Origin of the sequence: Alkalibacillus silvisoli, assembly GCF_039521975.1 — a bacterium.
Classification (GTDB): domain Bacteria; phylum Bacillota; class Bacilli; order Bacillales; family Alkalibacillaceae; genus Alkalibacillus; species Alkalibacillus silvisoli.
In genome coordinates this window covers 187311-212259 of sequence record NZ_BAAACZ010000003.1, presented here as the reverse complement: position 1 = coordinate 212259, position 24949 = coordinate 187311, and the positions used below count along the sequence as shown (strand labels likewise).

General features: G+C 36.4%; 29 protein-coding genes. 8 read left to right on the top strand and 21 right to left on the bottom strand.

Annotation, left to right across the window (positions count from 1 at the left end; genetic code table 11):
- Positions 1 to 228: 228 nt before the first annotated feature.
- Complete coding sequence (locus ABDZ63_RS15810) at positions 229 to 807, top strand: 3D domain-containing protein (RefSeq protein ID WP_425541927.1); 579 nt, start codon at positions 229 to 231, stop codon at positions 805 to 807.
- Positions 808 to 1094: 287 nt separating this feature from the next.
- On the opposite strand, the gene ABDZ63_RS01810 is transcribed toward ABDZ63_RS15810, so the two are convergent.
- Positions 1095 to 1511, bottom strand: coding sequence for an organic hydroperoxide resistance protein (locus tag ABDZ63_RS01810; RefSeq protein ID WP_343781383.1), 417 nt, complete (start codon positions 1509 to 1511; stop codon positions 1095 to 1097).
- Between the two features lie 191 nt (positions 1512 to 1702).
- A complete protein-coding gene (locus ABDZ63_RS01805; RefSeq protein ID WP_017185847.1) occupies positions 1703 to 1900 on the bottom strand; it encodes a cold shock domain-containing protein in 198 nt (65 codons plus the stop codon).
- Positions 1901 to 2159: 259 nt separating this feature from the next.
- On the opposite strand from ABDZ63_RS01805, the gene ABDZ63_RS01800 reads away from it, so the two are divergent.
- Entirely contained in the window at positions 2160 to 2915 is a 756-nt protein-coding gene (locus tag ABDZ63_RS01800) for a SurA N-terminal domain-containing protein (RefSeq protein ID WP_343781382.1), read from the top strand.
- Between the two features lie 148 nt (positions 2916 to 3063).
- Here the strand turns inward: ABDZ63_RS01800 and ABDZ63_RS01795 are convergent, their stop codons facing one another.
- From ABDZ63_RS01795 to ABDZ63_RS01780, 4 genes are all read right to left on the bottom strand, one after another.
- Positions 3064 to 3750 (bottom strand): class I SAM-dependent methyltransferase, encoded by a 687-nt coding sequence (locus tag ABDZ63_RS01795; protein ID WP_343781381.1) that lies wholly within the window; start codon positions 3748 to 3750, stop codon positions 3064 to 3066.
- Positions 3751 to 3760: 10 nt separating this feature from the next.
- Positions 3761 to 4294 (bottom strand): DUF4269 domain-containing protein, encoded by a 534-nt coding sequence (locus tag ABDZ63_RS01790; RefSeq protein ID WP_343781380.1) that lies wholly within the window; start codon positions 4292 to 4294, stop codon positions 3761 to 3763.
- A 74-nt stretch (positions 4295 to 4368) separates the two neighbouring features.
- Positions 4369 to 5397, bottom strand: coding sequence for a hypothetical protein (locus ABDZ63_RS01785; RefSeq protein ID WP_343781379.1), 1029 nt, complete (start codon positions 5395 to 5397; stop codon positions 4369 to 4371).
- Entirely contained in the window at positions 5384 to 5896 is a 513-nt protein-coding gene (locus ABDZ63_RS01780) for an RNA polymerase sigma factor (protein WP_343781378.1), read from the bottom strand. The genes ABDZ63_RS01785 and ABDZ63_RS01780 overlap by 14 nt, the downstream gene beginning before the upstream one ends.
- Before the next feature lie 173 nt (positions 5897 to 6069).
- On the opposite strand from ABDZ63_RS01780, the gene hmpA reads away from it, so the two are divergent.
- Positions 6070 to 7296 (top strand): NO-inducible flavohemoprotein, encoded by a 1227-nt coding sequence (hmpA, locus tag ABDZ63_RS01775; RefSeq protein ID WP_343781377.1) that lies wholly within the window; start codon positions 6070 to 6072, stop codon positions 7294 to 7296.
- A gap of 396 nt (positions 7297 to 7692) precedes the next feature.
- Here hmpA and arsC read toward each other — a convergent pair whose 3' ends face one another.
- The 4 genes from arsC to ABDZ63_RS01755 all read right to left on the bottom strand — a co-directional run bounded on the left by arsC (position 7693) and on the right by ABDZ63_RS01755 (position 10709).
- On the bottom strand, positions 7693 to 8133 hold the full coding sequence (gene arsC / locus ABDZ63_RS01770; protein ID WP_343781376.1) for an arsenate reductase (thioredoxin): 441 nt from the start codon (positions 8131 to 8133) through the stop codon (positions 7693 to 7695).
- Positions 8134 to 8148: 15 nt separating this feature from the next.
- A complete protein-coding gene (locus tag ABDZ63_RS01765; protein ID WP_343781375.1) occupies positions 8149 to 9447 on the bottom strand; it encodes an arsenic transporter in 1299 nt (432 codons plus the stop codon).
- Positions 9448 to 9468: 21 nt separating this feature from the next.
- Entirely contained in the window at positions 9469 to 9813 is a 345-nt protein-coding gene (locus ABDZ63_RS01760; RefSeq protein WP_343781374.1) for an ArsR/SmtB family transcription factor, read from the bottom strand.
- A 107-nt stretch (positions 9814 to 9920) separates the two neighbouring features.
- The gene (locus ABDZ63_RS01755) at positions 9921 to 10709 is read right to left on the bottom strand and encodes a hypothetical protein (protein WP_343781372.1); all 789 of its coding nucleotides are present in this window, start codon (positions 10707 to 10709) and stop codon (positions 9921 to 9923) included.
- Positions 10710 to 10854: 145 nt separating this feature from the next.
- On the opposite strand from ABDZ63_RS01755, the gene ABDZ63_RS01750 reads away from it, so the two are divergent.
- Both ABDZ63_RS01750 and ABDZ63_RS01745 read left to right on the top strand, forming a co-directional pair.
- Positions 10855 to 11277, top strand: a complete 423-nt coding sequence (locus ABDZ63_RS01750; protein WP_343781371.1) for a disulfide oxidoreductase — start codon at positions 10855 to 10857, stop codon at positions 11275 to 11277.
- A gap of 2 nt (positions 11278 to 11279) precedes the next feature.
- Positions 11280 to 11693 carry a thioredoxin family protein gene (locus ABDZ63_RS01745; RefSeq protein WP_343781369.1) on the top strand — a complete coding sequence of 138 codons (414 nt, stop codon included), beginning with the start codon at positions 11280 to 11282 and terminating at the stop codon, positions 11691 to 11693.
- A 23-nt stretch (positions 11694 to 11716) separates the two neighbouring features.
- Here ABDZ63_RS01745 and ytzI read toward each other — a convergent pair whose 3' ends face one another.
- Positions 11717 to 11893 (bottom strand): YtzI protein, encoded by a 177-nt coding sequence (ytzI, locus tag ABDZ63_RS01740; RefSeq protein ID WP_343781368.1) that lies wholly within the window; start codon positions 11891 to 11893, stop codon positions 11717 to 11719.
- 64 nt (positions 11894 to 11957) lie between these two features.
- Positions 11958 to 13115 carry an acyl-CoA dehydrogenase family protein gene (locus ABDZ63_RS01735; protein WP_343781367.1) on the bottom strand — a complete coding sequence of 386 codons (1158 nt, stop codon included), beginning with the start codon at positions 13113 to 13115 and terminating at the stop codon, positions 11958 to 11960.
- A 186-nt stretch (positions 13116 to 13301) separates the two neighbouring features.
- Here ABDZ63_RS01735 and ABDZ63_RS01730 point away from each other — a divergent pair, with 186 nt between their 5' ends.
- On the top strand, positions 13302 to 13610 hold the full coding sequence (locus ABDZ63_RS01730; protein ID WP_343781365.1) for a YggT family protein: 309 nt from the start codon (positions 13302 to 13304) through the stop codon (positions 13608 to 13610).
- Positions 13611 to 13634: 24 nt separating this feature from the next.
- On the opposite strand, the gene ABDZ63_RS01725 is transcribed toward ABDZ63_RS01730, so the two are convergent.
- The 9 genes from ABDZ63_RS01725 to ABDZ63_RS01685 form a co-directional block, all read right to left on the bottom strand.
- Complete coding sequence (locus ABDZ63_RS01725; protein ID WP_343781363.1) at positions 13635 to 14513, bottom strand: DMT family transporter; 879 nt, start codon at positions 14511 to 14513, stop codon at positions 13635 to 13637.
- A 457-nt stretch (positions 14514 to 14970) separates the two neighbouring features.
- Entirely contained in the window at positions 14971 to 15933 is a 963-nt protein-coding gene (locus ABDZ63_RS01720; RefSeq protein WP_343781362.1) for a ring-cleaving dioxygenase, read from the bottom strand.
- Positions 15934 to 16051: 118 nt separating this feature from the next.
- The gene (locus tag ABDZ63_RS01715; protein WP_343781361.1) at positions 16052 to 16579 is read right to left on the bottom strand and encodes a GNAT family N-acetyltransferase; all 528 of its coding nucleotides are present in this window, start codon (positions 16577 to 16579) and stop codon (positions 16052 to 16054) included.
- Between the two features lie 14 nt (positions 16580 to 16593).
- The gene (locus ABDZ63_RS01710) at positions 16594 to 17043 is read right to left on the bottom strand and encodes a pyrimidine dimer DNA glycosylase/endonuclease V (RefSeq protein ID WP_343781360.1); all 450 of its coding nucleotides are present in this window, start codon (positions 17041 to 17043) and stop codon (positions 16594 to 16596) included.
- A 10-nt stretch (positions 17044 to 17053) separates the two neighbouring features.
- Positions 17054 to 17914 (bottom strand): 5'-3' exonuclease, encoded by an 861-nt coding sequence (locus tag ABDZ63_RS01705; protein ID WP_343781358.1) that lies wholly within the window; start codon positions 17912 to 17914, stop codon positions 17054 to 17056.
- 13 nt (positions 17915 to 17927) lie between these two features.
- Entirely contained in the window at positions 17928 to 18212 is a 285-nt protein-coding gene (locus ABDZ63_RS01700; RefSeq protein ID WP_343781357.1) for a hypothetical protein, read from the bottom strand.
- Between the two features lie 137 nt (positions 18213 to 18349).
- Positions 18350 to 18805 carry an AAA family ATPase gene (locus tag ABDZ63_RS01695; protein WP_343781356.1) on the bottom strand — a complete coding sequence of 152 codons (456 nt, stop codon included), beginning with the start codon at positions 18803 to 18805 and terminating at the stop codon, positions 18350 to 18352.
- A gap of 72 nt (positions 18806 to 18877) precedes the next feature.
- Entirely contained in the window at positions 18878 to 19048 is a 171-nt protein-coding gene (locus tag ABDZ63_RS01690) for an AAA family ATPase (protein WP_343781354.1), read from the bottom strand.
- Between the two features lie 421 nt (positions 19049 to 19469).
- A complete protein-coding gene (locus ABDZ63_RS01685; RefSeq protein ID WP_343781353.1) occupies positions 19470 to 20603 on the bottom strand; it encodes a M20 family metallopeptidase in 1134 nt (377 codons plus the stop codon).
- A gap of 649 nt (positions 20604 to 21252) precedes the next feature.
- Here ABDZ63_RS01685 and ABDZ63_RS01680 point away from each other — a divergent pair.
- Together ABDZ63_RS01680 and ABDZ63_RS01675 are read left to right on the top strand one after the other, a co-directional pair.
- Complete coding sequence (locus ABDZ63_RS01680) at positions 21253 to 22983, top strand: ABC transporter ATP-binding protein (protein WP_343781351.1); 1731 nt, start codon at positions 21253 to 21255, stop codon at positions 22981 to 22983.
- On the top strand, positions 22973 to 24808 hold the full coding sequence (locus ABDZ63_RS01675; RefSeq protein WP_343781350.1) for an ABC transporter ATP-binding protein: 1836 nt from the start codon (positions 22973 to 22975) through the stop codon (positions 24806 to 24808). The genes ABDZ63_RS01680 and ABDZ63_RS01675 overlap by 11 nt, the downstream gene beginning before the upstream one ends.
- Positions 24809 to 24949: the final 141 nt, after the last annotated feature.

The following is a 24949-nucleotide window of genomic DNA, read 5'->3' as shown; positions in this document are numbered from 1 at the left end:
TCCTAACTATACTACTAGTTGTTTTTCAAATAAACCCAAGTATTCATCAATATATTTTATAAGTGATAATATTTAGTTTTTTTACAGTTAGTGTCATTAGATTGTTACCTCCTTGTATAAACACTGTGATTGACCTGTTATACATAACTGTTATACTACCATTCGGACTTCAAAACGAGTTAATAGTCCTATTGAAGTTAATAGATTTCCATCTTTGGAGGTATAACAATGAAAAGAACAATAGTACTAATGTTGGGAGTTGCATTATTCATTGCCCTTCTATTAGTAGCATTTGATTCTGATATAAAAGAAGCGAACACCCACAAAGAAATGACAACTAAACTATCTGAATTAGATGATTATACAGAAGGATTCAAGACTGTTTCTAGTCAATTAGAAACAAAAGAACAAATCACTCTCATTGAACCTGAACCAACACAAAATACGCAACAAGCTGAAAACAATGAGTCAAGTGATGATGACAACATTCAACATGTTAGTCAGCAAGAAGAATCAAAAGAGACAATGTATATGACTGCAACGGCTTATACTGCTTATTGCGACGGGTGTAGTGGGACAACTAGAACTGGCATTGATTTAAGAAGTAATCCGGATCAAAAGGTTGTAGCAGTAGACCCTGATGTAATTCCTTTAGGTTCAACAGTTTGGGTTGAAGGTTATGGAACAGCTGTTGCTGGTGATACTGGAGGGGCTATTCAAGGTAATCGGATTGACCTCTTCATTCCAGATGAAGCAGAAGCTAACCGATATGGCGTAAGACAAGTTAGAGTTGAGGTTATAGAATAATAAAGCCCTGAGAGACGATAGGGATGAAACACTGTTTAAATACGAATATTTGATTCCTTATGTAAGATGACCAATAATCCGAGTGCAAGCCGGATTATTTTATCAGCGTTTGGCATCTTTTATCAGCGCTCAGATTAATTTATCAGCGTTCGGCACCTTTTATCAGCGCTCAGAGCCTTATTTTGATGTAGCGATATCGCCACACACAAAAATCCGAACGAATTCATTTACGATGAATCGTTCGGATTTTCTATTATGACAACTATTTTTGTCCCAGTCTCTTCTGTTTATTTAACTTTTGCCTCTAATTCTACTTCAATGTTATTTCTTGTTGCTTTTGAATATGGACAAACTTGATGCGCTTCATCCATTAAAGCATTCGCCTCATCTTGTGAGACACCATCAATTTCAGATGTTAATTTAACAGCAATTTTAAAGCCTCCATCTGATTCATCTTTCATAAAACTAACCTCACCATGTGTCGTTGACTCGATGTCCTTACCATTATTCTTCGCAACTAAATTAAGTGCTCCATCATAACAAGCAGCATAACCAGCTGCAAATAACTGTTCAGGGTTTGTTCCTGTCTCATTTGTGTCTTCAGTTGGCATAACGACATTTAGATCAATGACACTATCATCTGACTTAACGTGTCCACCACGCCCACCTTTTGCTGTCGCTTTAGTTGTAAATAAATGACTCATCAACAACACTCCTTTATATATTTTCCTCAATCTATTACATACCCTAAATTATAATAAAACATGCATAAAACTACCAATTTTTCACGCTATTATTTTCAATTAAATGATCATCAAACCTGTACTATCTATAATTAAGGGTTAAAAAAAAGAACGTGTAGTTATACACTACACGTTCTTTGTTCAAGTCCTATTTACTGAGCAACTACGTTAGCTGCTTGTGGACCGCGGTCGCCTTCTACGATTTCAAATTCAACGCTTTGACCTTCTTCTAGCGTTTTGAAACCTTCAGCTTGGATTGCTGAGAAGTGTACGAATACATCGTCACCGTCTTGGCGCTCGATAAATCCGAAACCTTTTTCTGAGTTAAACCATTTTACTGTACCTGTCATATGAAATGACCTCCTTAAAATAATCTTGAAACAATTGAATCCTGTTACTTTAGACTTCTTTTAAGAGAGGCCAATCAGTAAACATCGATATCAATCATTCGTTCAATTAATACTTTACTTTGTTTTTGGGTAAAATGCAAGTGAAAAGTTAAATATTACAATTGTTTTTCATTTCGCACGAATTCTTGTACTTCTGAAAACGACTATGCTACAATGCATACTCGAAACATTTTATTTAATAAAAAGGATGTGTTTAATAATGAAGAAGTTGTTATTGCTTTTTGTTTTGGCTATATTCGCATCAGTGATGGTCGCTTGTGGTGGCGACAATGATGAGGATGAAGGTGCACAAGAAGGTGAAGAAACGCCTGAGACAGAAGATGAGCTACCAACTGAAGATGACTTAGATGAAATGGAAGTTTCTGATGTTGATGAAGATGAGGTTGTTGCAACTGTCGACGGTGAAGATATTACAGGGTCTGAATTACTTCAAGGTGAACAAGCTGTTGGTCAACAGTATGCGATGATGGGGATGGACCCTCAAGAAAACCCAGAAATGATTCGCGAAACAGCACTTGATCAAATCATCAACACAAAAGTGATTGAGCTTGCAGCTATAGAACAAGGTTTAGAGCCTTCTGATGAAGAAGTTGACGAGGAGATTGACAACCAAATTTCTGGTATTCAAGAGCAACAAGAATTAGAGTCTGCTGAAGAAGTTTATGAAGAGATGGGTATGTCAGAAGAAGAAGTACGAAATGAAATCCGTGCGATGATTCTTGTTAACAACTACTTAGAAGAGAATATAGAAGATGCTTCAGTATCTGATGAAGAAGTTGAAGAAGCTTATGAAGATTATGTTGCACAGGCTGAAGAAATGGAACAAGAAACTGAAGAGCTTGATGAAATGAGAGAATCTCTAGAACAACAAGTTATGCAACAAAAAGAAGCAGAGCAAATGGAAGAAATGCTTGATAACCTACGTAATGAAAGAGATATTGAGATTTTAATCTAAACTTAACGATAAAATCCAGCCTTTGGGCTGGATTTTTTTGGCTCTAAAACATTTTTTAGGGTAGCGGAACAATTTACGATGACATAGGCATCCGTAATTTCACCTAGTGCGTGTAAATTTAAGCAAGCATTAACAATTAGTGTTCGCCTTATTGTTTTTGCAACATAAATAACCACATAAATGATAAACTTTGCTTAAGCTCTTGAGACAGCCTACCTAAATGGCTTTTGTCTACACCTTGTTTATAAACACCTTCAGACCCTATAATACTATAGCCTTGTTCAGTTGCTAACTTTTCAAATTCCCAAGGCATCATCGTATTACAGATCACATCTTCGCCATAAATCCGGTTATAACTGTGAGCTCGTGGACCGGCTGTTGGGCCTAAAATACCAAATAACAAATACCCACCTGGCTTGATCACGCGTGATATTTCATCAAATGCTTTAGCTGGAACCTCAGTCCATTCTAATGAATTAATCGCGATTAAACTATCAAAAGTGTCATGTTTAAAAGGTAGATCTAACATATCTGCCTGTTCAAACATGAGTTGGTCCATTTCATCATTCATACGATGATGACAAAGTGTAATCATCTCATTGGACAAATCAACCCCTGTCACATCATATCCTCTGTGCCAAAGTTTATAGGAGCCATAACCATCGCCACATCCGAGATCTAATACGGTAGAGCCTATAGGTACAAATTGTTCAAAGAATGGGACAATCGTTTTTCGACTTCCTTCATCCCACATTTCTCTACTATTTGAATGCCAAAACGATGCTTTATCATTCCACATCTTCTTCGCTTCTTCATGCCACCCATAGTCACTCATACTAACACCTCTATTTTATATAACCTTGTTCACGACCATATCGTAATAACCCAATATAAGAGTCGCCTTCAATATTTAACACACTACAAAAAGCCGGCTCGGTCTTATATCCTTGTTGCTTTAAGATAATGACCTCATCCTTTAACTTCGGTCGTTCATTCAAAATCGCCGCTTGTATAATCATATGCAAATAAGCATGCTGGTTATGTGTTGGTTGGTTTTGACCAAATAACTCAAACTCAAACTCATGATAATGAAAATTTATTTTGATCACCGGCTGATTTTTTATCATAGTTCTTTTTATTCTAAACTCAGACAGATCACGATACAAATTTAATGCTTTTCGTTCAAAGTAGTCAAAATCATGTACATTTAAAATCACATCCAAGTCTGATGAGTCTATATCAATTTGAAGTGGAATCGTCCCACAAACGACCGGATTATATTGTGTGAAATCATTTAATAGGTTTAATTCTTGTATAGCATGAAAAGCTTGTCGTTGTTTTTTCGTTCCATTTTTTAAAGCTATTAACGAGTCAAACATGCTCACACCTCACTAAAATATAAACCCCTATTAGTAACATTTTACCAATAAGGGTTAGAAAAGACTACTTTTTTCTAATATTCTAATGTTTCGATAAGCATATTCATCCTAGGCCAGAAGCCATCACCCGCTTCTATAGGATAGCGGTAAGTAATCATTAGTATATCTTCAGCCACTTCAACTACGAAGTAACCTTCACCTTCATCAAAATGTTCTTGATAACCATTCAATGTCGTATCATACTCTGATAAGTCCTCTACAGAATTCCCGCCAGTAGAGTACTGATCTTCTAACATGCTTTGTGCTTCAACGAGATCACCCTGTTCATCGACTTCTATTTCAATGGCAATATCCACCTCCTCATAGTTGTTATGATGAATAACAATACCATCTTCTACTTCATAGTGTTCTAAAAACTGTTCTAGTTGATAAGTGATCCCATATGGAGTCAGTTCATAGGTTGTTACTTCTGTTTCTTCCTCCATCCCCTCAACAATAATAGTTGATTGTTCAGTTGAAACCTCATTAACAGAGAGCTCTTCTCTAGAATCAATCTCAGAAAATTCATCTAATACTATACTTTGTTCATCAGCGTCTACGCGAACTGAAAACAATATCTCACCTTCAGCTGGCAACCCTTCCTCCTCAATCGTTAAATCAAGCTCAAATGAACCATCTTGGCTTTCTATTTCATAATAATTATACGCTGTATCAATCGTTAGCCCTTTTACAACGAATTCAAACCCTTCCATTTCAGTTGGTACAGTACCTGTCACTTGGTATTGACCATTCTCGCCTTCAACACTTGCATCATCAATGACATCAGCAGCAGTAAAAGAAGACTCAATACTACTTTCTTCTGAACTAGTAGCTGTATTACCATTTTCCTCATCAATAAACGTTCCAAAAGTTAAGACTGAAAATAATCCTACTGCAGCAATAGAAGCTCCTGTTATTGCCCACATCTTACGTTTAGTACGCCTTTGTTTCTTTTCTGCATATTTCAAAACTGTAGAACGTATTTCATTTTTCTTTGTAGCATTTATATTTAAGTCCTTAGTGAACGCCTTCAATTTTTCTAAATCTTGGTTATGCTGATCCATCTTCAAAACCTCCTTTTCTTTGAAGCGCCTTTAAAGCTCTGTGGTATGTGACACTCACTTTATTTTCTGACCAGCCTAATACTAGAGCAGCTTCACGTATTGAAAGCTCTTCAATACCTCTTAAAAAGACAACATCTCGATAATCGGGCTTTAATTCAGACACTAACTTATGAACGAGTGTCTTCATTTCTTCTAACTCATATTGATACTCTGGTGAATCAATTGTTTTAGGAGATTGATATTCTTCATATTGAAGCAAACGGCGCCAATCTCTTACTTTATTCTTTCTAACGTGATCAATTGCTAAGTTTCTAGCAATACTGATCAACCAAGTTTTCGGATTAGCATCACCTCTAAATGAACGACTATGGTTGATAGCCTTAATAAACACATCTTGAACTAAATCTTCAACATCCGGTGTACCTAATCGAAAAGCCAGATAGCGATAAATGTCATCTGCGTATTGATCAAACCAGCGAGTTATTAATTCTTCATCCATATCTTGACCTCTCTTTCTTGCTCGTTTAATTATTAGACGTAACTACAACCCATAGCCTTACACGTTCAAACAATATTCATAAAACAAACCATAATTTGTGATATTAATCACAAACTAAAGGTAATTAATATCCCATAATTATAATTGAACCAAAACAAACGGGAGGTATTTAAATGCTTAAAGAACAACAAATACAAATTATCAAGTCGACTGCTCCTGTACTACGAGAATATGGAACTCAAATTACTACTCGATTTTACAATTTATTATTCGAAAACCATCCAGAGCTTTTAAATATTTTTAACCAAGCCAATCAAAAACAAGGAAAACAGCAACAAGCATTAGCGAATTCAATCATTGCAGCTGCAGAGAACATTGAACAGCTTGAAGAAATTATACCTGTAGTTGAAAAAATTGCCCACAAACACAGAAGTATTGGCGTAAAACCAGAACATTACCCAATCGTTGGAGAGAACTTGTTACAGACTATTGCAGATGTTCTTAAAGAAAATGCGACCGAGGAAATATTAAACAGTTGGAAAGAAGCTTACAATGTCATCGCAGACATCTTCATCGATTTAGAAGCTAATATGTATGAACAAGCCGAAAATCAAAACGGTGGTTGGAGTAACTTTAAAGATTTCTATATTGCCAAAAAAGTTAAAGAGAGTGATGTGATTACGTCATTCTACCTAAAGCCAGCTGATGAAGAACCTCTTCCTTCTTTCAATCCTGGTCAATATATTAGTTTAAAGATTTCAATCCCTGAAGAAACATATACACATGTTAGACAATATAGTCTCTCCAATAGCCCTGGTGAAGCGCACTTTAGAATCAGTGTTAAGCGTGAATCGGATGATGAACCTAATGGCATTGCTTCAAATTATCTTCACGACTCTTTAAATATAGGTGACTTAATACCTGTAAGTGCACCAGCTGGTGATTTTACACTTGATTTAACAAACCATAGACCATTAGTCCTAATCGGCGGTGGCGTCGGTGTAACACCAATGATGAGTATGCTACACACTGTGACTAAAGAACATCCAAACCGTCCAGTTACATTCATTCACGCTGCTAAAAATAGTAAGATTCAAGCTTTTAAAGCAGAGGTCGAAAATACTCTTTTAAATAACAATCACCTTAATGTTTTAACGGTTTACTCTGAGGCAACAGAACAAGACCAGAGTGAAAATAACTTCACTGAAGAAGGTTATATTTCTTACTCATGGTTGAAGCAGAATATCCGTAACTTAAATAGTGATTTTTATTTCTGTGGACCTAAGCCGTTTATGCAAAACGTGATGCACGCATTATTGGAACTTGGAGCTTCACCTGAGCAAATTAATTATGAATTCTTCGGTCCAAAAGAAGATCTACCACAACCAACCACCGTCTAAAATAAACACCGGGAGTAATCCGAGGCCACTGAAAAAGTCAGAAATACTGTGACAAAAATAAATACTAATAAACAAAACCCGAACGATCACCGCTACATCAAAATGCTTCGCTTTCCGCGGGCACGGCTCGAGACTCCTCGGCCCAAAAGCGCGGCCTGTGGGGTCTCGAGACGCGTGCTGTTCCCGCAGGAGTCTACGCATTTTGATTCCGCTAAGTAACGGCTTAACTAACATGTATTCCCTTTTGACAACACTTCATCCCCTTTGTCCAAGCCTCGCTTTCATTTATAATAGGGATAGTACATAAAAGTGAGGGATTGGATGATTGAGTGTCAACTTTCGTTAAATATAAGTGATGACTCCGGGTTATACGATGCAGTTATTCCCAAAGATCATTTACTTAGGCAAATCAATGAATTGGTTTATTTTTCGTTTCAATACTTCTAGACGATTTTGTATTTCCCGACGGACAGCACGAAATACCTTATTAACCTCTTCTTCTGTTCCTTCTGCTTTAGCCGGGTCAACAAGTCCCCAATGATCTGTTTCAACACCTACTGGAATAACAGGACAATTTTCCTTTGCATCTCCACATAACGTTATAACAAGATTAGCATTGCTTAAAATATCTCGATCAATTATAGAAGACTCTTGGTTTCGAATATCTATATTAATCTCATCCATCATTTCAATCGCTTTTGGATTAACTCCATGTGCTTCAATTCCAGCACTATGAACCGCCCATTCATCTTTCAATATCGCCTTACCTAATCCTTCAGCCATTTGACTTCTGCATGAATTACCTGTGCATAAGAAATATACAATTGGTTTGTCCATCTTTAATCACTCCAATTAACTGATTAATACTAATGATACGTATAAGCCTAATAAGGTAAAAACAAGTACAGGGATTGTTAAAATCAAACCTACTTTAAAGTAATAACCCCATGATATATAGATACCTTTTTTATATAGTACGTGTAACCATAATAAAGTCGCTAAAGAACCTATCGGTGTAATCTTAGGCCCTAAATCACTACCAATAATGTTTGCATAAATTAGCGCTTCTCGAATAACTCCTGTCGTATTCGTTACATCAATCGCTAAAGCGTTAATCATCACTGTCGGCATATTATTCATAACTGAAGATAAGATCGCCGCAATAAAGCCCATTGAAAAAGTCGCCGCTAATAAACCTTGTTGTGCTGAGCTTTCTATTACTTGTGCTAAGACATCAGTTAGACCAACATTTCGTAATCCATAAACGACAACATACATCCCGATTGAGAAGAAGACAATCGCCCAAGGTGCACCTTTAACTACTTCTGTCGTCGGAACTACTGGACTTCGTTTAGCTAAAAATAAGAATATTATAGCTATGAAACCAGCAACAAATGATACCGGTACTGTTTCTAAACCTTCTGTCATAAAGTAACCAACTACTAAAATAGCTAAAATCACCCATGAAATTCGAAACAACTTGTAATCTTTAATCACTTCTTTAGGATCTTTAAGATTACTCATATCATAACTTTTAGGGATTGATTTTCTAAAGAAGAGATATAAAACAATAATACTAGCAATCGTTGAGAATATGTTAGGAACAACCATTCGTAACATATATTCTATAAAACCAATCTCGAAAAAGTCAGCTGACACGATATTAACTAAGTTACTAATGACAAGAGGTAATGATGTCGTATCTGCTATAAAGCCACTTGCCATAATAAAAGGCAAAATCATGGCCTCTTTAAAATTCAATGCACGAACCATTGATAAAACAATTGGCGTTAAAATAAGTGCTGCCCCATCGTTAGCAAACAATGCAGCTACTGCAGCACCTAAAAGTGTGACTAAGATAAACATCTTCACACCATTCCCACCCGCTAAACGGGCCATATGCAATGCTGACCATTCAAAAAATCCAATTTCGTCTAAAATAAGTGAAATAATAATAATGGCAACAAAAGCAAAAGTCGCATTCCATACTAGTCCAGTTACGTCTATGACATCTTGGACCGTTACAACACCAACCATAAGTGCAACTAAAGCTCCGAAACAAGCTGACCACCCAATCCCTAGACCTTTAGGTTGCCAAATGACTAAAATTAATGTTGCTAGAAAAATAATAATAGCAAACGTTAATTCCATGATGTACTCCCTTCTATCTCATTAATCACATATAATGCGTAAGTTTTGTCGATCTAAATCTTCTAAGTTATCTTTTATGCTAGGCAGTTCTCTTATGATGTTTTCAATCAAATTATAAGCACGATTCTCCACGTTCACTTTATAAAAGACCCAATTTCCTTTACGCCTTTCTTGTACTAATTGAGCGTCCCTTAACTTTCTTAAGTGTTGACTAATAGAAGGCTGAGACATATTTAATAATTCAACTAATTCACAAACACAGCATTCTTGCTCAAAGACATACTGCATAATTTTTAGTCGAGTGTTATCCCCTAATAATTTCAGCACTTTTGATACTTCATGTGCCGATAATGCTACCTTTTCCATAAGAGTATCACCTCTATATAAACATATAATTATATAAGCATACGTTAAATATAATTATTTTTCAATACACTTTACAAAAACAAAAAAAAGACTGCCAAGAAGACAGTCTAGTCTAGTTCTCTCCAAGTAAATGTAATTGTTCCACCAATATCTTTACCATGATATATAATTTGTAAATCATCAGTACGATGAGCTTCTACTTGATAAAGCCATTCCTCATCTTCACCGATATGTTCTATATTTCCAAGGTTACTAGCAGATGGATGAATCTTTAATCCATATGGCAATGTATCATCGTCTAGCTCCCAATTAACGCTCACCTCATAATGGTGTCCCTCTTCAACAGGTATATCGACTACTTCTTCACCATTAAGCTTTTCAAACGTTGCTACATATTCTCCGTCACGATATTCCGCTTCAAATCCTTCAGTAATAGAAGGGTTAACTATTAAAATAATCATTAAGATGATAATCGCTGGAAATCCGACAAAGAATGGACGCCTTCGTGATTTCCTTGTGAATGATTCGATAAAATAGAACAATATAAACGCAATAACTGTAAAAATACTGCTATAAAGCGTTAAATATATGTACACAAAAAATGATGAAAATAATACTGGAATGTAAAAAACAAACCACACAAACATTCCTGATATCATGTATAAAGAGACAAACATTCGTCTCGATTCGTCTTCTAGTTTCCTAGCGATCCACTCATTCACATAAGAGCTTAGGACTAAATATAAAATAAAGACAGCCCAAATAATAGGATTTGATAACAAATCAAAAGCTTCAGTTAAATGAAAGCCTGTATAAAACAAATAAACAACATACGCTATTAAAAGGGTCATAAAAGCTGTTCCGATTCGACTACTAAAACTATGAAATTTACCCATCTACTTACCTCCAATCTTTTATTATCATACACTATTTTGATTTAGTTAGAAAATGTTCAAACAAATTACTTACTTTATGTAACGATTCATACTATAATTTCTATATATAAAGGTATTTTAAGTAAAATGGTTAGGGGATTAATATATGAAAAAGAAAGCAGAGAATTTAGCGGTTTATAGTTGGGTTGTCGCCTTAGTTGCCACCCTTGGCTCGCTTTACTTTTCTGAAATACGCCATTATGAACCGTGTTTATTATGTTGGTATCAACGGATCATCATGTATCCGCTTGTCATCATCTTTTTAATCGGGATCATTTTAAAAGACCGAAACACCTTCATTTATGGAATTGTATTTTCTGCAATCGGCTTTTTGACATCTTGGTATCATTACGCGATTCAAAAAGTAACATTTCTACAAGACTCGTCTCCTGCGTGCGGACAAGTATCTTGTATTGCTCAATATATTAATTGGGGCGGAGTTATCACAATACCTTTCCTAGCTGGGATAGCATTTACGTTGATTTTAATTATGAGCTTACTAGGGTTTAAATATTCAAAGGAGGACTAATCTTGAAGAAATTAATTATATTCGCTGCAGTTGTAGTCGTTTTATTTATCGCATTAATCTTATTAACTGATTCACAGAATGATACAACTGATGACCCACTGTATGATAATGAAGTTTCACCTAATGAACTAGAGACTAAGCTTGAAAATGAAGAAGGTGTTACAGTCTACTTCTACAGCCCTGAATGTCAGTACTGTTTAGAAACGACACCTCGCTTAGTGCCTTTAGCTGAAGAGATGGATATTGACTTAGTCTTATACAACCTATTAGAACATGAACAAGGTTGGCAAGACTATGGTTTAGAAAGCACACCAACTGTTGTCCATTATGAGAATGGAGAGGAAGTCAACCGCATCGTCGGAGCAGCTCCAGATGAAGACTTCGAAGCTTTCTTTAACCATTTTGTTATTGACTAACCCCGATATAAAAACGAGGACACCTAACTGTCCTCGTTTTTCTTTTGCCTATTAATGGATTGACTTTCTCCTCCACTTGTTCCCTCGTTCGGTAATGGATCGATTTGATGTTCATAAGCATATCCTTTTGAAATCGCAACAATTGTTAATACCGTAACAACAATGACGATCACAATTGAAATAATTAATATGGTAGTCATACCTCGCTACTCCTTATAATTACTGTTTCCTTCATTATAAAGTGCTTTAATTAACGTGACAAGTTTATTTCTCACCTAAGGCAGAGGAAGCTAATTGTTCATAAACTAAATCATCTAACGGCGGATTGTGTAAGCCTGCTCTAACATCCCGGTAATACCTTTCAAAATTATACGTTTTTGATAAACCTCTTCCACCAGCAATACGCATAGCAAGATCGACAACACGTTCGGCATCATTGGTAATGCTCACTTTAACCATAGCTAGTTCATTAGCTAATAACGACCTTTTCTCAAGATCATCATCAAAACGTTGGGCTAAGTCATATAATAAATGACGCGAACGCATTAAAAGTAGGCCCATCTCACCAAGCTTTTGTCTGACTTGGTGCGTCTTAGCAATTGGATGGTTTAAACTATTGGGCTGAAATTGTTGTGCAAAGGATACCGCTTCTTTTAAGGCGGCTTGTGCTATACCTAAATAACATGCTGGAATATGTAACAGCCATGCTTTAGGCATTTTTTTCCCACTAACTGGTTCAACATACCGGTCTTTAGAAACCAAAACTTCATCTAATACAAGGTCATCACTACCCGTTCCTCTCATGCCTAATGTATCCCAAGTGTGGTCTATTGATATACCTTCTTTTAACAAATCAACTAAAAACCAAGCCACCTCTTCTGTGTCTGGTACATAAGCTGATACTAAAGCGTAATCCAACTTTTCTGCCATTGTTGTGAATGTTTTACGACCATTAATGATGTAATGGTTATCTTTAAAAACAGCTGTCGTTTCAGGCTGACCACCACGTGTTGGACTTCCTGTATTACGTTCAGTCGAAGCACGATTAAAGAGCTTTTGATTACTCGCCTCTTCTGCAATGGCTTCATAAACTGGATTAGACCAAATACCTTCTGTTTTAATCTCCATTAATAAACCAAGATGCCACCCAACTGATAAGGCTGTTGCTCCATCACCTTCTGCAATCTTTTCTTGCATAAATAACCACTCATATAAGCTTAAATCCTCACCACCATATTGCTCTGGTAAGACAATCGATAAGTATCCGTACCGTTTTAAGATTTTCAACGTTTGATCTAGAAACCGTGCTTGTTGATCTGCTGTTTGGGCATGTTGTTCAACCTGTTCACATATACGTTTTGCGCGGTCATATAAACTCACTTGTCGTTCATTTTTTAGAAAAATCTCATCATTTAAACCCACGACAAGAAACTCCCTTCTTCAAACTATCAGATAAAACATAAACAATATATAAATTATCTTATGCAGCAAATGGGATTTAGCAAATAATAAATGCACATTTTTAAATGAAGATTTAAATTCAAGACTCCATTTAAGTTTAATAATCAAAACATTGCGGAACATAAAATTAATAAGGAGGGTATTACCATGAAAGGAATTGGATTTATTAATCACTTAATTAATATCGTTATCGGTGTTGTTCAGTTAATTCTAGGAGTCCGAATCATACTTAAACTATTTGGTGCAGCCGAGGCAGCACCTTTTGTCGAATGGGTTTATACGACGAGTGAACCTCTATTAAACCCTTTTGAAGGGATCTTCCCATCTACTGTGCTAGATGGTACATTTGTCATCGAATTCTCAGCAATATTTGCATTTTTAATATACACTTTGATTGGCTACTTTTTAACTAGCTTAGTCACCGGTTTTGACAGACGCTGGAATGAAAAACAGTGAAGCTAAGCGTTCTTACGTAATGCTTCACTGTTTTTTAGCTTCAATCCTAGATAATATTTTGGGCTTGTTAGCGAGTAGAACTAAACCGACAACTAATAAAAATAAACCAAATCCTGATAAAACAGTTAATGGCTCACCAAGTAGTAAAATACCAAGTAGGAAAGCTGTGACTGGTTCAGCTAATGCTAAAGTTACAGCCATCGAAGCAGGTACTCCTTTTAACCCTCTTGCAAACAACAAATAAGCTACAGCTGTAGCAATCAATCCAAGGTGTAACATGCTAATAGCCCCGGAAAGTTGAAATGCAAAGCTTAAATCATAGATAAACAAAATAGGCAATAAGAACACTGCAGCTGTACTAAAGACAACGGCCACCACGACATCAGGTGGATAGTTTGTCACAAGGTCTTTACTTACAAATGTATAAATAGCAAATGCTAAACCTGCCAACAATGAAAAAACCATCCCTAGTAAATCGAAAGTGACCTCTTCACCAGATTGGAACAATAAAACACACCCAATTAAGGCAAGTACCGTAGATACTACCCAAACACGGTCAGGGAGTCGTTTATGTATAAATCCTTCCATTATACCTGCAAAGACCGGTGCACTACAAATAGCAACAACTGTACCAATTGCAACCCCTGTCAAATCAACACCTGAAAAGAAAAATGGTTGATACAATGCCATCGCTAAAGCACTAATTAACAATGCCTTTTTGGGTATCCCTTTAATCGATAAACGATTTTGAATAACGATTAGTAAAATTAAAGAGCCACCACCAATTAATAATCGTAATGCACCTACAACTAATGGGCTTGATTCAGGTGCCAAAGCTTGAGCTGTTCCTGTTGTCCCCCACAAGATTGCTCCAAATAACACTAATAAGACACTATACCTCATAGCGTAACCCCACCTTTAAAATGGTAAGTGACGTTCAAATCTTACAAAAGAATAAATTCGCATTAGCAATACGAGGCTTAACACTAATATTAGAGGGATTTTAATATATTGTATTTCAGCAAAATAAACTAATATTAATCCGACCAAAGTTATTGCGGCCAAAAAGTTAGAATACTTACCATTTAATGGCGTATTACTAACCACTAATGAGGAGAGTTTTTTAATCTTTTCTATGTAACAATTTTTACAATAAGCTTGGACCATGAAAAATATTTGTGTCGTGTATAAATCTTTTTTCGATTCGATTTGCTTTTGACAATTTTGACAGTGTACTTTTTTCATGTTTATGTTCACCTACTATAATCTATTAATCTTTTTTATTGTATCAGTTTTTGGATAAAAATGTAGCTTAATAGAATTAAAGCCAGTTCACTTGAATGAACCGGCTTTTTAAAATTTAGTATTCAATGGAACTTAATTGTCGTTCGATTTGTTCTCTTTTTTCTTCTAAGAATGGAGGTAGTGCTAATGATTCACCAAGTGTTGCTTCACCTTCATCAGTCGTAAAGCCTGGGCCATCAGTGGCTAATTCAAATAAAATACCATTAGGTTCACGGAAATAAACTGACTTAAAATAAAAACGGTCTACAAAACCTGAGTTACCAATTTTCGCCTTGTTTAGTCGATCAATCCATTGGTGCATTTCTTCTTCATCCTTTACGCGAAACGCAACATGATGGACACCACCCCGACCTAAACGTTCAGCTAAGACATCAGGTCGTTCATGCACATGAAGTTCTGCTCCAGTACCACCTTCACCTGTTTCAAACACCACAACTTCCTTTTCTGTCTGATGGTGGGTATATGTTCCAGAACGACTAAAGCTTAATAACTTAGTTAAAATAGGCTCAGTTCGATCTAGGTTTGGAACCGTTAAATGAATAGGACCTAATCCAATTATGCCATGCTTTGGATTTGCCTTAGACTTTTCCCAAGGTGAACCAGCCAAGACACCTTGATTATTTTCATCAGAAACTAACGTAAGACGTTGATTTTCAAAATCACGAAATGGCAGTACTTTTCGTCCAAATTGTTCAACAATACCTTCATGTTCCACACCTGCTTCAGTTAACCGCTTCTCCCAATATTGTAATGCTTCATTATTAGGTACTCGTAATGATGTTGTAGAAATGCTATTATTCCCATCATGGTTTTGTCCAATTTGTGTCATTTCAAAAAAGGTTAACTCCGTACCGGGATTCCCCACTTCATCACCATAAAACAAATGATACATTGATGGATCATCTTGATTGACTGTCTTTTTAACTAATCTCATACCGAGTAACTCCGTATAAAAGTCGACATTTTGTTGTGCATGTTTCGTCATGGCTGATACATGATGAATTCCTAAGAGCTCCATGAATTAAATCTCCCTTCAAGACACATTCGTTATATGAAGAATAGCAAAATTAATATTATATGCCTAACTATTTAACTTATATATCGGGATTATACACGATCTATCACTGACCTCCATTTTACTCTCGAAGGTCAATCCAATAGCGTCTTACAACATTGCCATCTTCTTCAGTGAACGGCAATCCTTGCATTCCATTGTTCTTTTCGATTACCCGCAAAGACGCGATATTCCCGTCATTACAAGTTACTAATGCTCTTGGAACCTCTAAAGCTTTTAATAGCTTTAAAGATTCCCCCAAGATAAACGTTGCATATCCTAACCCACGCTCAGATGGCCTTACACCATAACCAACATGACCGCCCCTTTCAAGTAGCGGACCCGTTAAGTCATGGCGAATGTTACAAGCACCTAATATTTTATATTTTTCATCTACTAGCCACCTCGTTGAAGCTGGGACATACCCTTCTTGTAAACCGATTCCTTCTTCTATATTTAATAAGTGTTGCACTAGCTGATCAAAATTAGCAGGGTCTTTTCTTAATGCTGCTGGAATAATTTCTTCACCACTACTCACCCATTCATGGTAAAAGTCCATATATGCATCTTGTAATGAAGCTGTTGGTTTAATTAATTTTAAATGACTCATATAAAACCCTTTCTTTATCTCATATTAGATTGTGTTCGCTCCCAATCTTCAACTGGTCCTTCATTAAGAACAAACATGGGATGAGGTTTTACTTTCGTTTCATGATAGTCTTTATATTGTTGATAGCAATTAGGGGAACGTTCAGCGAGTTTCTTTAATAAATGCTCCCACTCGTAAGCTAATTGCCCCGTATTCAAGGTAATCGCGGAAACTTCTTTAAATGAATGTATTTTTGTAGCATCAAAACGGTACCCTCTCATCGATGCCTCTTCATAGATTCCATTTAAATAAGACCCAATGGCTGCAACAGGTTGTCCATGCTCGCGAAAACGAATACGTTGTGGATGGTTGCGGTACCCTTTCGTCTCACCTAGTAGTACTTTTTGCGCCAGTAATGTTTCACGCCATAAAGCGACTAACCCTTTAGAATCTAAATATTTCGGATGTACAGACCATAAACGCATGCAATCTCTCTTAGACGTATTCACCTAATCGTTTGAATTCTAATTCGTTAAACTTATCTATAACACGTTCGCGGTTTATTTTAAACTCGGCACCATTTAAGTCACACGTCACTCCAGTTTCGCAATGGATTTCAGCTAATTTACGTGAAAGGTGGATCATCTCGAGGTCATTCTCAAATTTAGTTTTTTGCGCTTTCGTTAACAAATCTAAATTGTCTAAAATAGCATCTAAAGAACCATGATTGATTAATAGCTTTAATGCTGTCTTCTCACCAACACCTCTAACACCAGGGTAATTATCGCTCGAATCCCCCATCATTGCTTTAAGATCAATCATTTGTTTAGGGGTAATACCTTTCTCTTCTAAGAAACGGTCCGCTTCATATACATCATAGTTACCGTAACCTTTTTTCAATAAGGCTACTCGAATTCCATCATCTAAAAGCTGTAAAATATCTTGATCACCCGTTAAAATCGTCACATCCGCTTCACCTTGATAAGCTTGAGCTAATGTACCAATACAATCATCCGCTTCAAAACCTGCTACTCCAACATTCGGAATGTCCATCGCTTCTGTTACTTCTTTAACGAGATCAAATTGCGGGACTAACTCTTCAGGTGGTGCACCGCGATTAGCTTTGTATTCAGTATATAAATCGTTTCTAAATGTATGACTCCCCATATCCCAACAACAAATAACGTGTGATGGCTGAAATGTATTTGTTGATGTTAATAAATGGCGGATAAAACCGTGAATCGCATTCGTTGGAATCCCTTTACTATTAATCATAAAGTTATTATTCATTGCCGTTGCATAAAAAGCGCGGAATAACAGCGCCATACCATCTACTAATAATACGTGTTTATTCATTGTTCTCACTCCATTATTTAATTTCAACTTTTCTAAATTGAATAATGAGCTCATCAGGCTCATCCTTAATTTGAAACGTAGATACTCCTTTTGTTGTATGTAAATAGAAAAAGCCGTATGAAGCTGACAGCATTTTATAAGACATGTCGAAAACAATTTTAAGGTCGAACTTTTGTTCAGCCGTTTCAATCCGGTCTTCATATAAATAGATAAAATGTTCTTCTTCGATATATTTCTGTTGCAGATCAATTTGGTCAATCTCACGCCTAAGAATGACATAGGGGTGCTTATACAACATATGACTGACTCCCTTTAGTTATTTGATTATCAATCATTATAGCATTGGACGAAGGTTAATGTCTTTTAATACATAAAAGAGGCTGGCGCTATTAACACGTTAATAAATTGCCTATTTCTAAGGATCGTTCGTAAATTTTACAAGTGTCTGAGAAAGGTTTCAGGGTTATTTAAGAAATCCCTAGTTAGAGTGACATGTTCTAATTCATCATAGCTAACCTTCTTAAGTGTCCCATTTTCAATAGAGAGTATTTCGGCTTCCGGAATTGCCATAAGTATAGGTGAATGTGTAGCTATAATGAATTGGGCGTTTTCTGTTATCATCTCTTTAATCATTGAAATAAGAGTCAATTGCTTTAAAGGTGATAATGGAGCTTCTGGCTCATCTAAAATATACAACCCCTTAGGCTGAAATCTGGCTTGAAATAAATTCAAAAAACTCTCTCCGTGTGAAAGATATTCTAACCCTTCCCCATATAACTTTTCCAAATCATATAAGGTGCGAGCGTGTGGCATGGCCTCAAGGTTACTCTTCCCTCTAGCTGAGATATCATTGATTGTTTGTCTAGATTCCTGTTTTATATCTTCTAACATTTTTATAAAATTAGTAAAATCATTTGCTCTAAAGTAAAATCCTCTTCTTGTCTTAATGGACCAAATTAATTTTCATTTATTCTTCAACTCCTCAAATGCTAAAGACTCAACACTTTCCCCATCGATTAAAATACTCTCAGCGCTAGCAGCTATACCTTCAAGTAAAGTAGACTTCCCAGTATCATTCTCTCCAACCAATAAAGTAACAGGTTTATTAAACTGAATGTTCCCCGTATTTTTCAAAACAGGTAAATTGTATGGGTGTCTATATCCTGATGATCAATTTCCAATTGAACAGACTTAAGGTGGATCATATGACACCCCTTCTAAATTGTTAGTTATAGAAATGTGTAACAGTTTTGTTCTAAAACTAATACGCTTTCGATTCACATGACATTCTTTAACTCATTTTAACATGACATTCAGTTTTCACCTTTAGTTAACAAATCGATCTCTTATATAAAGAAAGTTCAATTTAAGGAGACAAATTGTACTTTTGTCTCCCAAATTGAACTACTTTTAACTTATTTCTAAAAGAAGTCTCCATCTTCAATCGTGTGCAGGGTAAAGCTTAGGCGATAAGGTGGAGATGAATTTCAGTTAGGCGGTAGCCTAAAGGATTCACGAACACACATTCCTATGATAAAATTGCGAGCGTTTTTCATCAGCTTGAAAACAACAACATAGCCAACAAAGCACTCCGCCTCGGCATTTCATGAATCACTAAATGCTCATGCTGGGCGTGAGCTCCATCACCAACAGCACCTAACCCATCAAGAGTAGGTGATAATGAAGCTGTAAAGTTGGCATCACTCCCGCCACCTGTTGATTCTTCTTCAAGCTCAAAGTCTAAATAATCACGTGCTAATTCGCTCGCTTTATCAAATAAGTCCTCTATTTCATCAGTTCGCTCTAGTGGTGGGCGATAAATTTCACCTTCTATATCAATTTGAATATCTTTATCATGTGGCTTTAGATGTTCAATTAGCGGCACGACACGGTCCATTTCTTCTTGTGTCTGAACACGGACATCGACAACGGCATGCGCTTCTTCAGCAATGACGTTCTTCGATGATCCACCATCAATGATTCCAACATTCACTGTCGTTCCTTTATCTAAGTCTGTTAAGTTTGACAAATATGTGATTTGTTCAGCTAATTCTTCAATAGCACTCGCGCCCTTTTCTGGTTCAATACCAGCATGTGATGACACACCATGAATGGTTATATCATAAGTTCCAACACCTTTACGTGCTGTTTTTAAAGCGCCTTGGCTTCCTTGTGAAGGTTCCAATACGAATACGGCATCACTTTTTTCAGCTTCTTTCATAATATAATCTTTTGACGTTGGACTTCCTAATTCTTCATCACTCGTCATCATTAACACAATCTTCTTGTTAATTGATTTATTCAAGTCCTTCAACGCCCGAATAGCATATAAAGCTTGAACAATACCGCCTTTCATATCAAACGTTCCAGGACCATAAACCTTCCCGTCTTTTATTTCAAACGGCATATCTTCTAGCGTTCCTTCAGGCCAAACTGTATCGAAGTGCGTAATGATTAATAGCTGCCTTTCTCCTTCTCCCCATTCAGCACGAATGTGAGGTGAATATTCATCACTTGCTAGCTTTGTGAAAGTTCCGCCAGTCAACTCAACAAACTTGTCACTTAAATAATTGCCCATTTTTTCAGTTAAATCTGGGGCATTAGATGGTGATTCTATTAATACTAACTCTCGTAGTAATGACACCATTTCGTCTTCTTGATCTTGCAAATATCGGACTATGTCATCCATTCTATTTAGTTCTCCTCCGTTGTCCTATACATGATTACTACTCTATTATACACTTTTTGTAAAGAAAACGTTAGGGGATATATTTTCCGACACCTCACCATTACTGAACTCGTTTTAGATGATTTTTTATCGCTACTTCAACATTCTCCGCTCATTAATTGCTTATCGTCAAAAGTACTCAATTGGTCGAGTTTTAACGACCGCCATTCCCTTTTACTCCAAATTCTTCTCTATTGGTTCACCCTCAAATTATGGTAATATATAAATATATTTCGCATCCCTTAATAATACATACAGACAGTTTTTTAAATGATTGTTGTTTTTTAAAAATTAAATTTGATTATAGGCACTTCACAAGCAGTCGAAATACACGGAGACTCCTGTTGGGAGATGTGAGACAGGTGAGACCCCGCAGTGTTAGCGAGGAGGCTCACCGCTCACCCACGGAAAGCTAAGTGTATTTCGACTGCGGTAGCTATAGCAACAAACTCTGCAAAAACAGCCTACATATAAGACTAGCAGAAAAAATAAGAAAATTTAGTTTTTTCTATGGTTATTATTAATTTCACGATAAAATATAAAACGAATAATATCAAATAACTATTAATCCAAACCTAATATATACCGTAACCGCTGGAGGCTATTAATTATGATCCATGTCTTAAAAAACTTATTACCTTATCGCTTTCATATGATCATTGCTTGGGCACTTATGTTAATTGAACTTGGTGTTGAATTAATGCTTCCATTCATATTAATGAGAATGGTCGATGAAGGCATTTTAGTACAGGACATAAACAATGTCGTTTTTTGGGGTGCTATAATGATTGGCCTTGCGTTACTATCTTTTGCAGCTGGTATCGGCAATTCCTTTTTCGCCGCTCATGTCACCTTTAAATTCGGCTATGATGTGCGTGGAAAGCTATTTGAAAAAGTTCAATCCTTTTCATTTAAAAACCTGAATGAATACCCGACATCTTCTCTAATTACACGATTCACTAATGATGTCAGACAAGTACAAAATGGCGTATTTATGGCCTTGAGAATTATGTTAAGAGCCCCACTCCTAGTTCTTGGCGGTGTCACTATGGCCTTTATCGTCAATTGGCGCATTGCACTCATTTTCTTAATTTCAGTGCCTATTCTACTATTTTTCTTAACATGGGTACTGAAAAAAGGCAGTCAACTATTCGAAAAGGTGCAAGCTAGACTCGACAACGTAAACCGCGTTATGCAAGAGAACTTAGCAGGCATTCGATTAATCAAAGCCTTTCTTCGTCGTGACCATGAACAAGACCGCTTCGTAGGTGCAAATACTGGCTTAATGACGGAAATGAAAAAATCACTTCGTTTAATTGAAACGTCTATGCCTATCTTGCTACTTGTTATGAATCTAAGTTTATTGTTTATTCTTTGGTTTGGATATGCTGAGGTCAATAATAACAACGCTACTGAAGGTGAGATCGTTGCCATTATTAACTATGCCTTACGTGTATCAATGGCGATTTCTATGTTTGGCTTTTTAACAATGGCCTTTGCCAGGGCAAAAGCTTCAGCTGTAAGGTTAAAGAATGTTTTCATTGCTGATATCGATTTAGTTGAGGCGGTAGATGCTAACCCATCAAAAAGAATCACAGATGGTAAAGTCGAGTTTGACCACGTCACATTTAGATACCCTAACTCCAAAGAAAATGTTCTTTCAGATATTAGTTTTACTGCACGTGGACAAGAAAAAATTGCGATTATTGGTGCTACAGGGGCAGGTAAATCATCACTATTTCAACTAATCCCACGTTTATATGATGTGACTGAAGGTACTGTTTACATTGATGGAAATGATGTTCGTTCACTTAAACTAGACAATTTAAGAAAAGCCATTGGCTATGTTCCACAAGCGCCTCTACTATTTACAGGGTCGATTTATGACAATATCGCTTGGGGGAAAAACGACGCAACAAAAGATGAAGTCATTCAGGCAGCTAAAGATGCACAAATCCACAATGCAATTGTCGAACTACCTAATGGCTACGATACGAAAATTGGTCAAAAAGGGGTTAACTTATCCGGTGGCCAAAAGCAACGTGTCTCGATTGCACGAGCATTCGTTAGAGAACCCAAAATATTAATGCTTGATGATAGCACAAGTGCTTTAGACCTTAAAACGGAAGCTAAATTACTTGAAGCCATCTCTAAATATGAATGTACAACGCTCATTGTCACGCAAAAAATTACTACTGCGATGAATGCAGAGAAGATTATCTTAGTAGATGATGGTGAATTGTTAGCCTCAGGTACTCACCAAGAACTTCTCAAGCACTCTAATATGTACCTGGAAATTGTTGAGTCACAGTTTGGAAAGGAAGAAGTCCATGAGCTTTAAAGACAAATTAAAAGAACCTTTTCAATATGAAAAAATTGATTTAAATGAAGCTGAGCAAGTTGATGAACACGCTAAGCCAAAGGTCCGTAATTGGAAGGGAACAGTTAAACGGATTTGGAAGTACTTACTAAGTGAAAATTGGCTTCTACTCTTTGTAATCTTGATGGTCGTATTTAGCTCTGCTTTCTCCTTACTTGGCCCTTATATGATCGGAATGGGTGTAGATGACTTTATTGTCGAGCGCCAACAAGAGGGAATTGGCACATTAATTGTGCTTCTTTTACTCATTTATTTCGGTTACTCATTGGCGATCTTTTTGCAGAATTTTTTCATGATTGGCATTGCCCAAAATACCGTTTACCGCTTACGTTCACAGCTATTTAATAAACTGCATGAACTTCCGATTAAATTCTTTGATAAAAGGCAGTTCGGCGAAATTATGAGCCGTGTGACCAATGACGTTGATAATATTAGTAATACGCTGAATCAATCAGTCATTCAAATCTTCCAAAGTATACTTACACTTGTTGGAACGGTTGCTGTCATGTTTTATCTAAGTCCATTATTAACAGTCGTAACATTAACAATTATTCCAATGATGGTGTTTGGGATGAAATGGATTACCAAACGAACTGGACCATTATTCAAAATCCAACAACGACGCATTGGTGAAATGAATGGTTATGTTGAAGAAACGATTTCAGGTCAAAGAATTGTTAAAACATTCTCCCAAGAAAACCGTGTCACAAATGAATTCGAGCAAAGAAACGATGATGTGATGCGAGCAAGTTATTGGGCGGCTGTATTTTCAGGGTTTATCCCTAAGCTAATGAACATGCTTAACTCGTTTGGGTTTGCCATCATTGCCTTTGTTGGAAGTATATTTGCAATTAATGGCATGGTCACAGTTGGAACAATCGTTATCTTCACTGAACTTGCAAGACAGTTCACACGACCATTAAACGAACTATCAAACCAATTCAATCAACTGTTAACCGCTGTAGCCGGCGCTGAACGTGTTTTCGATATTATCGATGAAGATAGTGAAGAATTAGATGAACAAGAAGCAATCGAAATCGACGAACCTGAAGGAAATATTGAGTTTCAAAATGTCACCTTCTCTTATGATGAAGATGAAGTCGTACTTAATGATGTCTCATTTAAAGCAAATGCTGGTAGTACTGTAGCTTTCGTTGGCCACACAGGAGCCGGTAAAACGACCATTATTAACCTCATGTCACGTTTTTATAACTATGACAAAGGAAGGGTTTTATTAGATGAAACAGATATTCAAAAAATTAAACGGTCAAGTTTGAGACAATATATGGGCTTTGTACTACAAGATGCGTTTCTCTTTGAAGGAACAATCAGAGAGAATATCCGTTATGGTAAATTGGATGCAAGTGACGATGAAGTTGTAGATGCCGCAAAGAAAGCAAATGCTCATTCTTTTATTATGAAGCTACCTAATCAATACGATACTGTATTAGACTCTGATGGCAGCGGGATCAGTCAAGGACAAAAGCAATTACTAACGATTGGTCGAGTCATTCTTTCTGATCCTAAAATATTAATTTTAGATGAAGCAACAAGTAGTATTGATACGGTAACTGAAATCAAAATCCAAGAAGCCTTACAACGATTAATGAAAGACAGAACGAGCTTTGTGATTGCCCATAGACTCAACACCATTCAAAATGCTGATCAGATCATTATGCTTGAACATGGTAAGATCATCGAAAAAGGTTCACATAAAGAGCTGGTTAAACATGGCGAAAAGTATGCAGACCTTTATCATACACAACTAGAACAACGAGTTCAGTAAAATGGCTGATGACATATTAAGAATTTAATATTTAATATTTTTAAGGCGCAGAAGTCACTCTGCGCCTTTTTAATTATCTTAATAAATTGCTGAAATTACCACAACTCAAAAAAGTTTAAATATTCAGAATATAGATGGTAC

Coding starts and splice junctions, on each gene's coding strand:
- ABDZ63_RS01810 (WP_343781383.1), bottom strand. CDS start 1,511: ATGAGTCATTTATTTACAACTAAAGCGACAGCAAAAGGTGGGCGTGGT.
- ABDZ63_RS01710 (WP_343781360.1), bottom strand. CDS start 17,043: ATGCGTTTATGGTCTGTACATCCGAAATATTTAGATTCTAAAGGGTTA.
- ABDZ63_RS01675 (WP_343781350.1), top strand. CDS start 22,973: ATGAGCTTTAAAGACAAATTAAAAGAACCTTTTCAATATGAAAAAATT.
- ytzI (WP_343781368.1), bottom strand. CDS start 11,893: ATGACTACCATATTAATTATTTCAATTGTGATCGTCATTGTTGTTACG.
- ABDZ63_RS01695 (WP_343781356.1), bottom strand. CDS start 18,805: ATGTTAGAAGATATAAAACAGGAATCTAGACAAACAATCAATGATATC.
- ABDZ63_RS01790 (WP_343781380.1), bottom strand. CDS start 4,294: ATGTTTGACTCGTTAATAGCTTTAAAAAATGGAACGAAAAAACAACGA.
- ABDZ63_RS01780 (WP_343781378.1), bottom strand. CDS start 5,896: ATGGATGAAGAATTAATAACTCGCTGGTTTGATCAATACGCAGATGAC.
- ABDZ63_RS01730 (WP_343781365.1), top strand. CDS start 13,302: ATGAAAGGAATTGGATTTATTAATCACTTAATTAATATCGTTATCGGT.
- ABDZ63_RS01800 (WP_343781382.1), top strand. CDS start 2,160: ATGAAGAAGTTGTTATTGCTTTTTGTTTTGGCTATATTCGCATCAGTG.
- ABDZ63_RS01715 (WP_343781361.1), bottom strand. CDS start 16,579: ATGAGTCATTTAAAATTAATTAAACCAACAGCTTCATTACAAGATGCA.
- ABDZ63_RS01725 (WP_343781363.1), bottom strand. CDS start 14,513: ATGAGGTATAGTGTCTTATTAGTGTTATTTGGAGCAATCTTGTGGGGG.
- ABDZ63_RS01700 (WP_343781357.1), bottom strand. CDS start 18,212: ATGTTGTATAAGCACCCCTATGTCATTCTTAGGCGTGAGATTGACCAA.
- ABDZ63_RS01685 (WP_343781353.1), bottom strand. CDS start 20,603: ATGGATGACATAGTCCGATATTTGCAAGATCAAGAAGACGAAATGGTG.
- arsC (WP_343781376.1), bottom strand. CDS start 8,133: ATGGACAAACCAATTGTATATTTCTTATGCACAGGTAATTCATGCAGA.
- ABDZ63_RS01755 (WP_343781372.1), bottom strand. CDS start 10,709: ATGGGTAAATTTCATAGTTTTAGTAGTCGAATCGGAACAGCTTTTATG.
- ABDZ63_RS01750 (WP_343781371.1), top strand. CDS start 10,855: ATGAAAAAGAAAGCAGAGAATTTAGCGGTTTATAGTTGGGTTGTCGCC.
- ABDZ63_RS01705 (WP_343781358.1), bottom strand. CDS start 17,914: ATGAATAAACACGTATTATTAGTAGATGGTATGGCGCTGTTATTCCGC.
- ABDZ63_RS01795 (WP_343781381.1), bottom strand. CDS start 3,750: ATGAGTGACTATGGGTGGCATGAAGAAGCGAAGAAGATGTGGAATGAT.
- ABDZ63_RS01765 (WP_343781375.1), bottom strand. CDS start 9,447: ATGGAATTAACGTTTGCTATTATTATTTTTCTAGCAACATTAATTTTA.
- ABDZ63_RS01805 (WP_017185847.1), bottom strand. CDS start 1,900: ATGACAGGTACAGTAAAATGGTTTAACTCAGAAAAAGGTTTCGGATTT.
- ABDZ63_RS01680 (WP_343781351.1), top strand. CDS start 21,253: ATGATCCATGTCTTAAAAAACTTATTACCTTATCGCTTTCATATGATC.
- ABDZ63_RS01785 (WP_343781379.1), bottom strand. CDS start 5,397: ATGGATCAGCATAACCAAGATTTAGAAAAATTGAAGGCGTTCACTAAG.
- hmpA (WP_343781377.1), top strand. CDS start 6,070: ATGCTTAAAGAACAACAAATACAAATTATCAAGTCGACTGCTCCTGTA.
- ABDZ63_RS01760 (WP_343781374.1), bottom strand. CDS start 9,813: ATGGAAAAGGTAGCATTATCGGCACATGAAGTATCAAAAGTGCTGAAA.
- ABDZ63_RS01720 (WP_343781362.1), bottom strand. CDS start 15,933: ATGGAGCTCTTAGGAATTCATCATGTATCAGCCATGACGAAACATGCA.
- ABDZ63_RS15810 (WP_425541927.1), top strand. CDS start 229: ATGAAAAGAACAATAGTACTAATGTTGGGAGTTGCATTATTCATTGCC.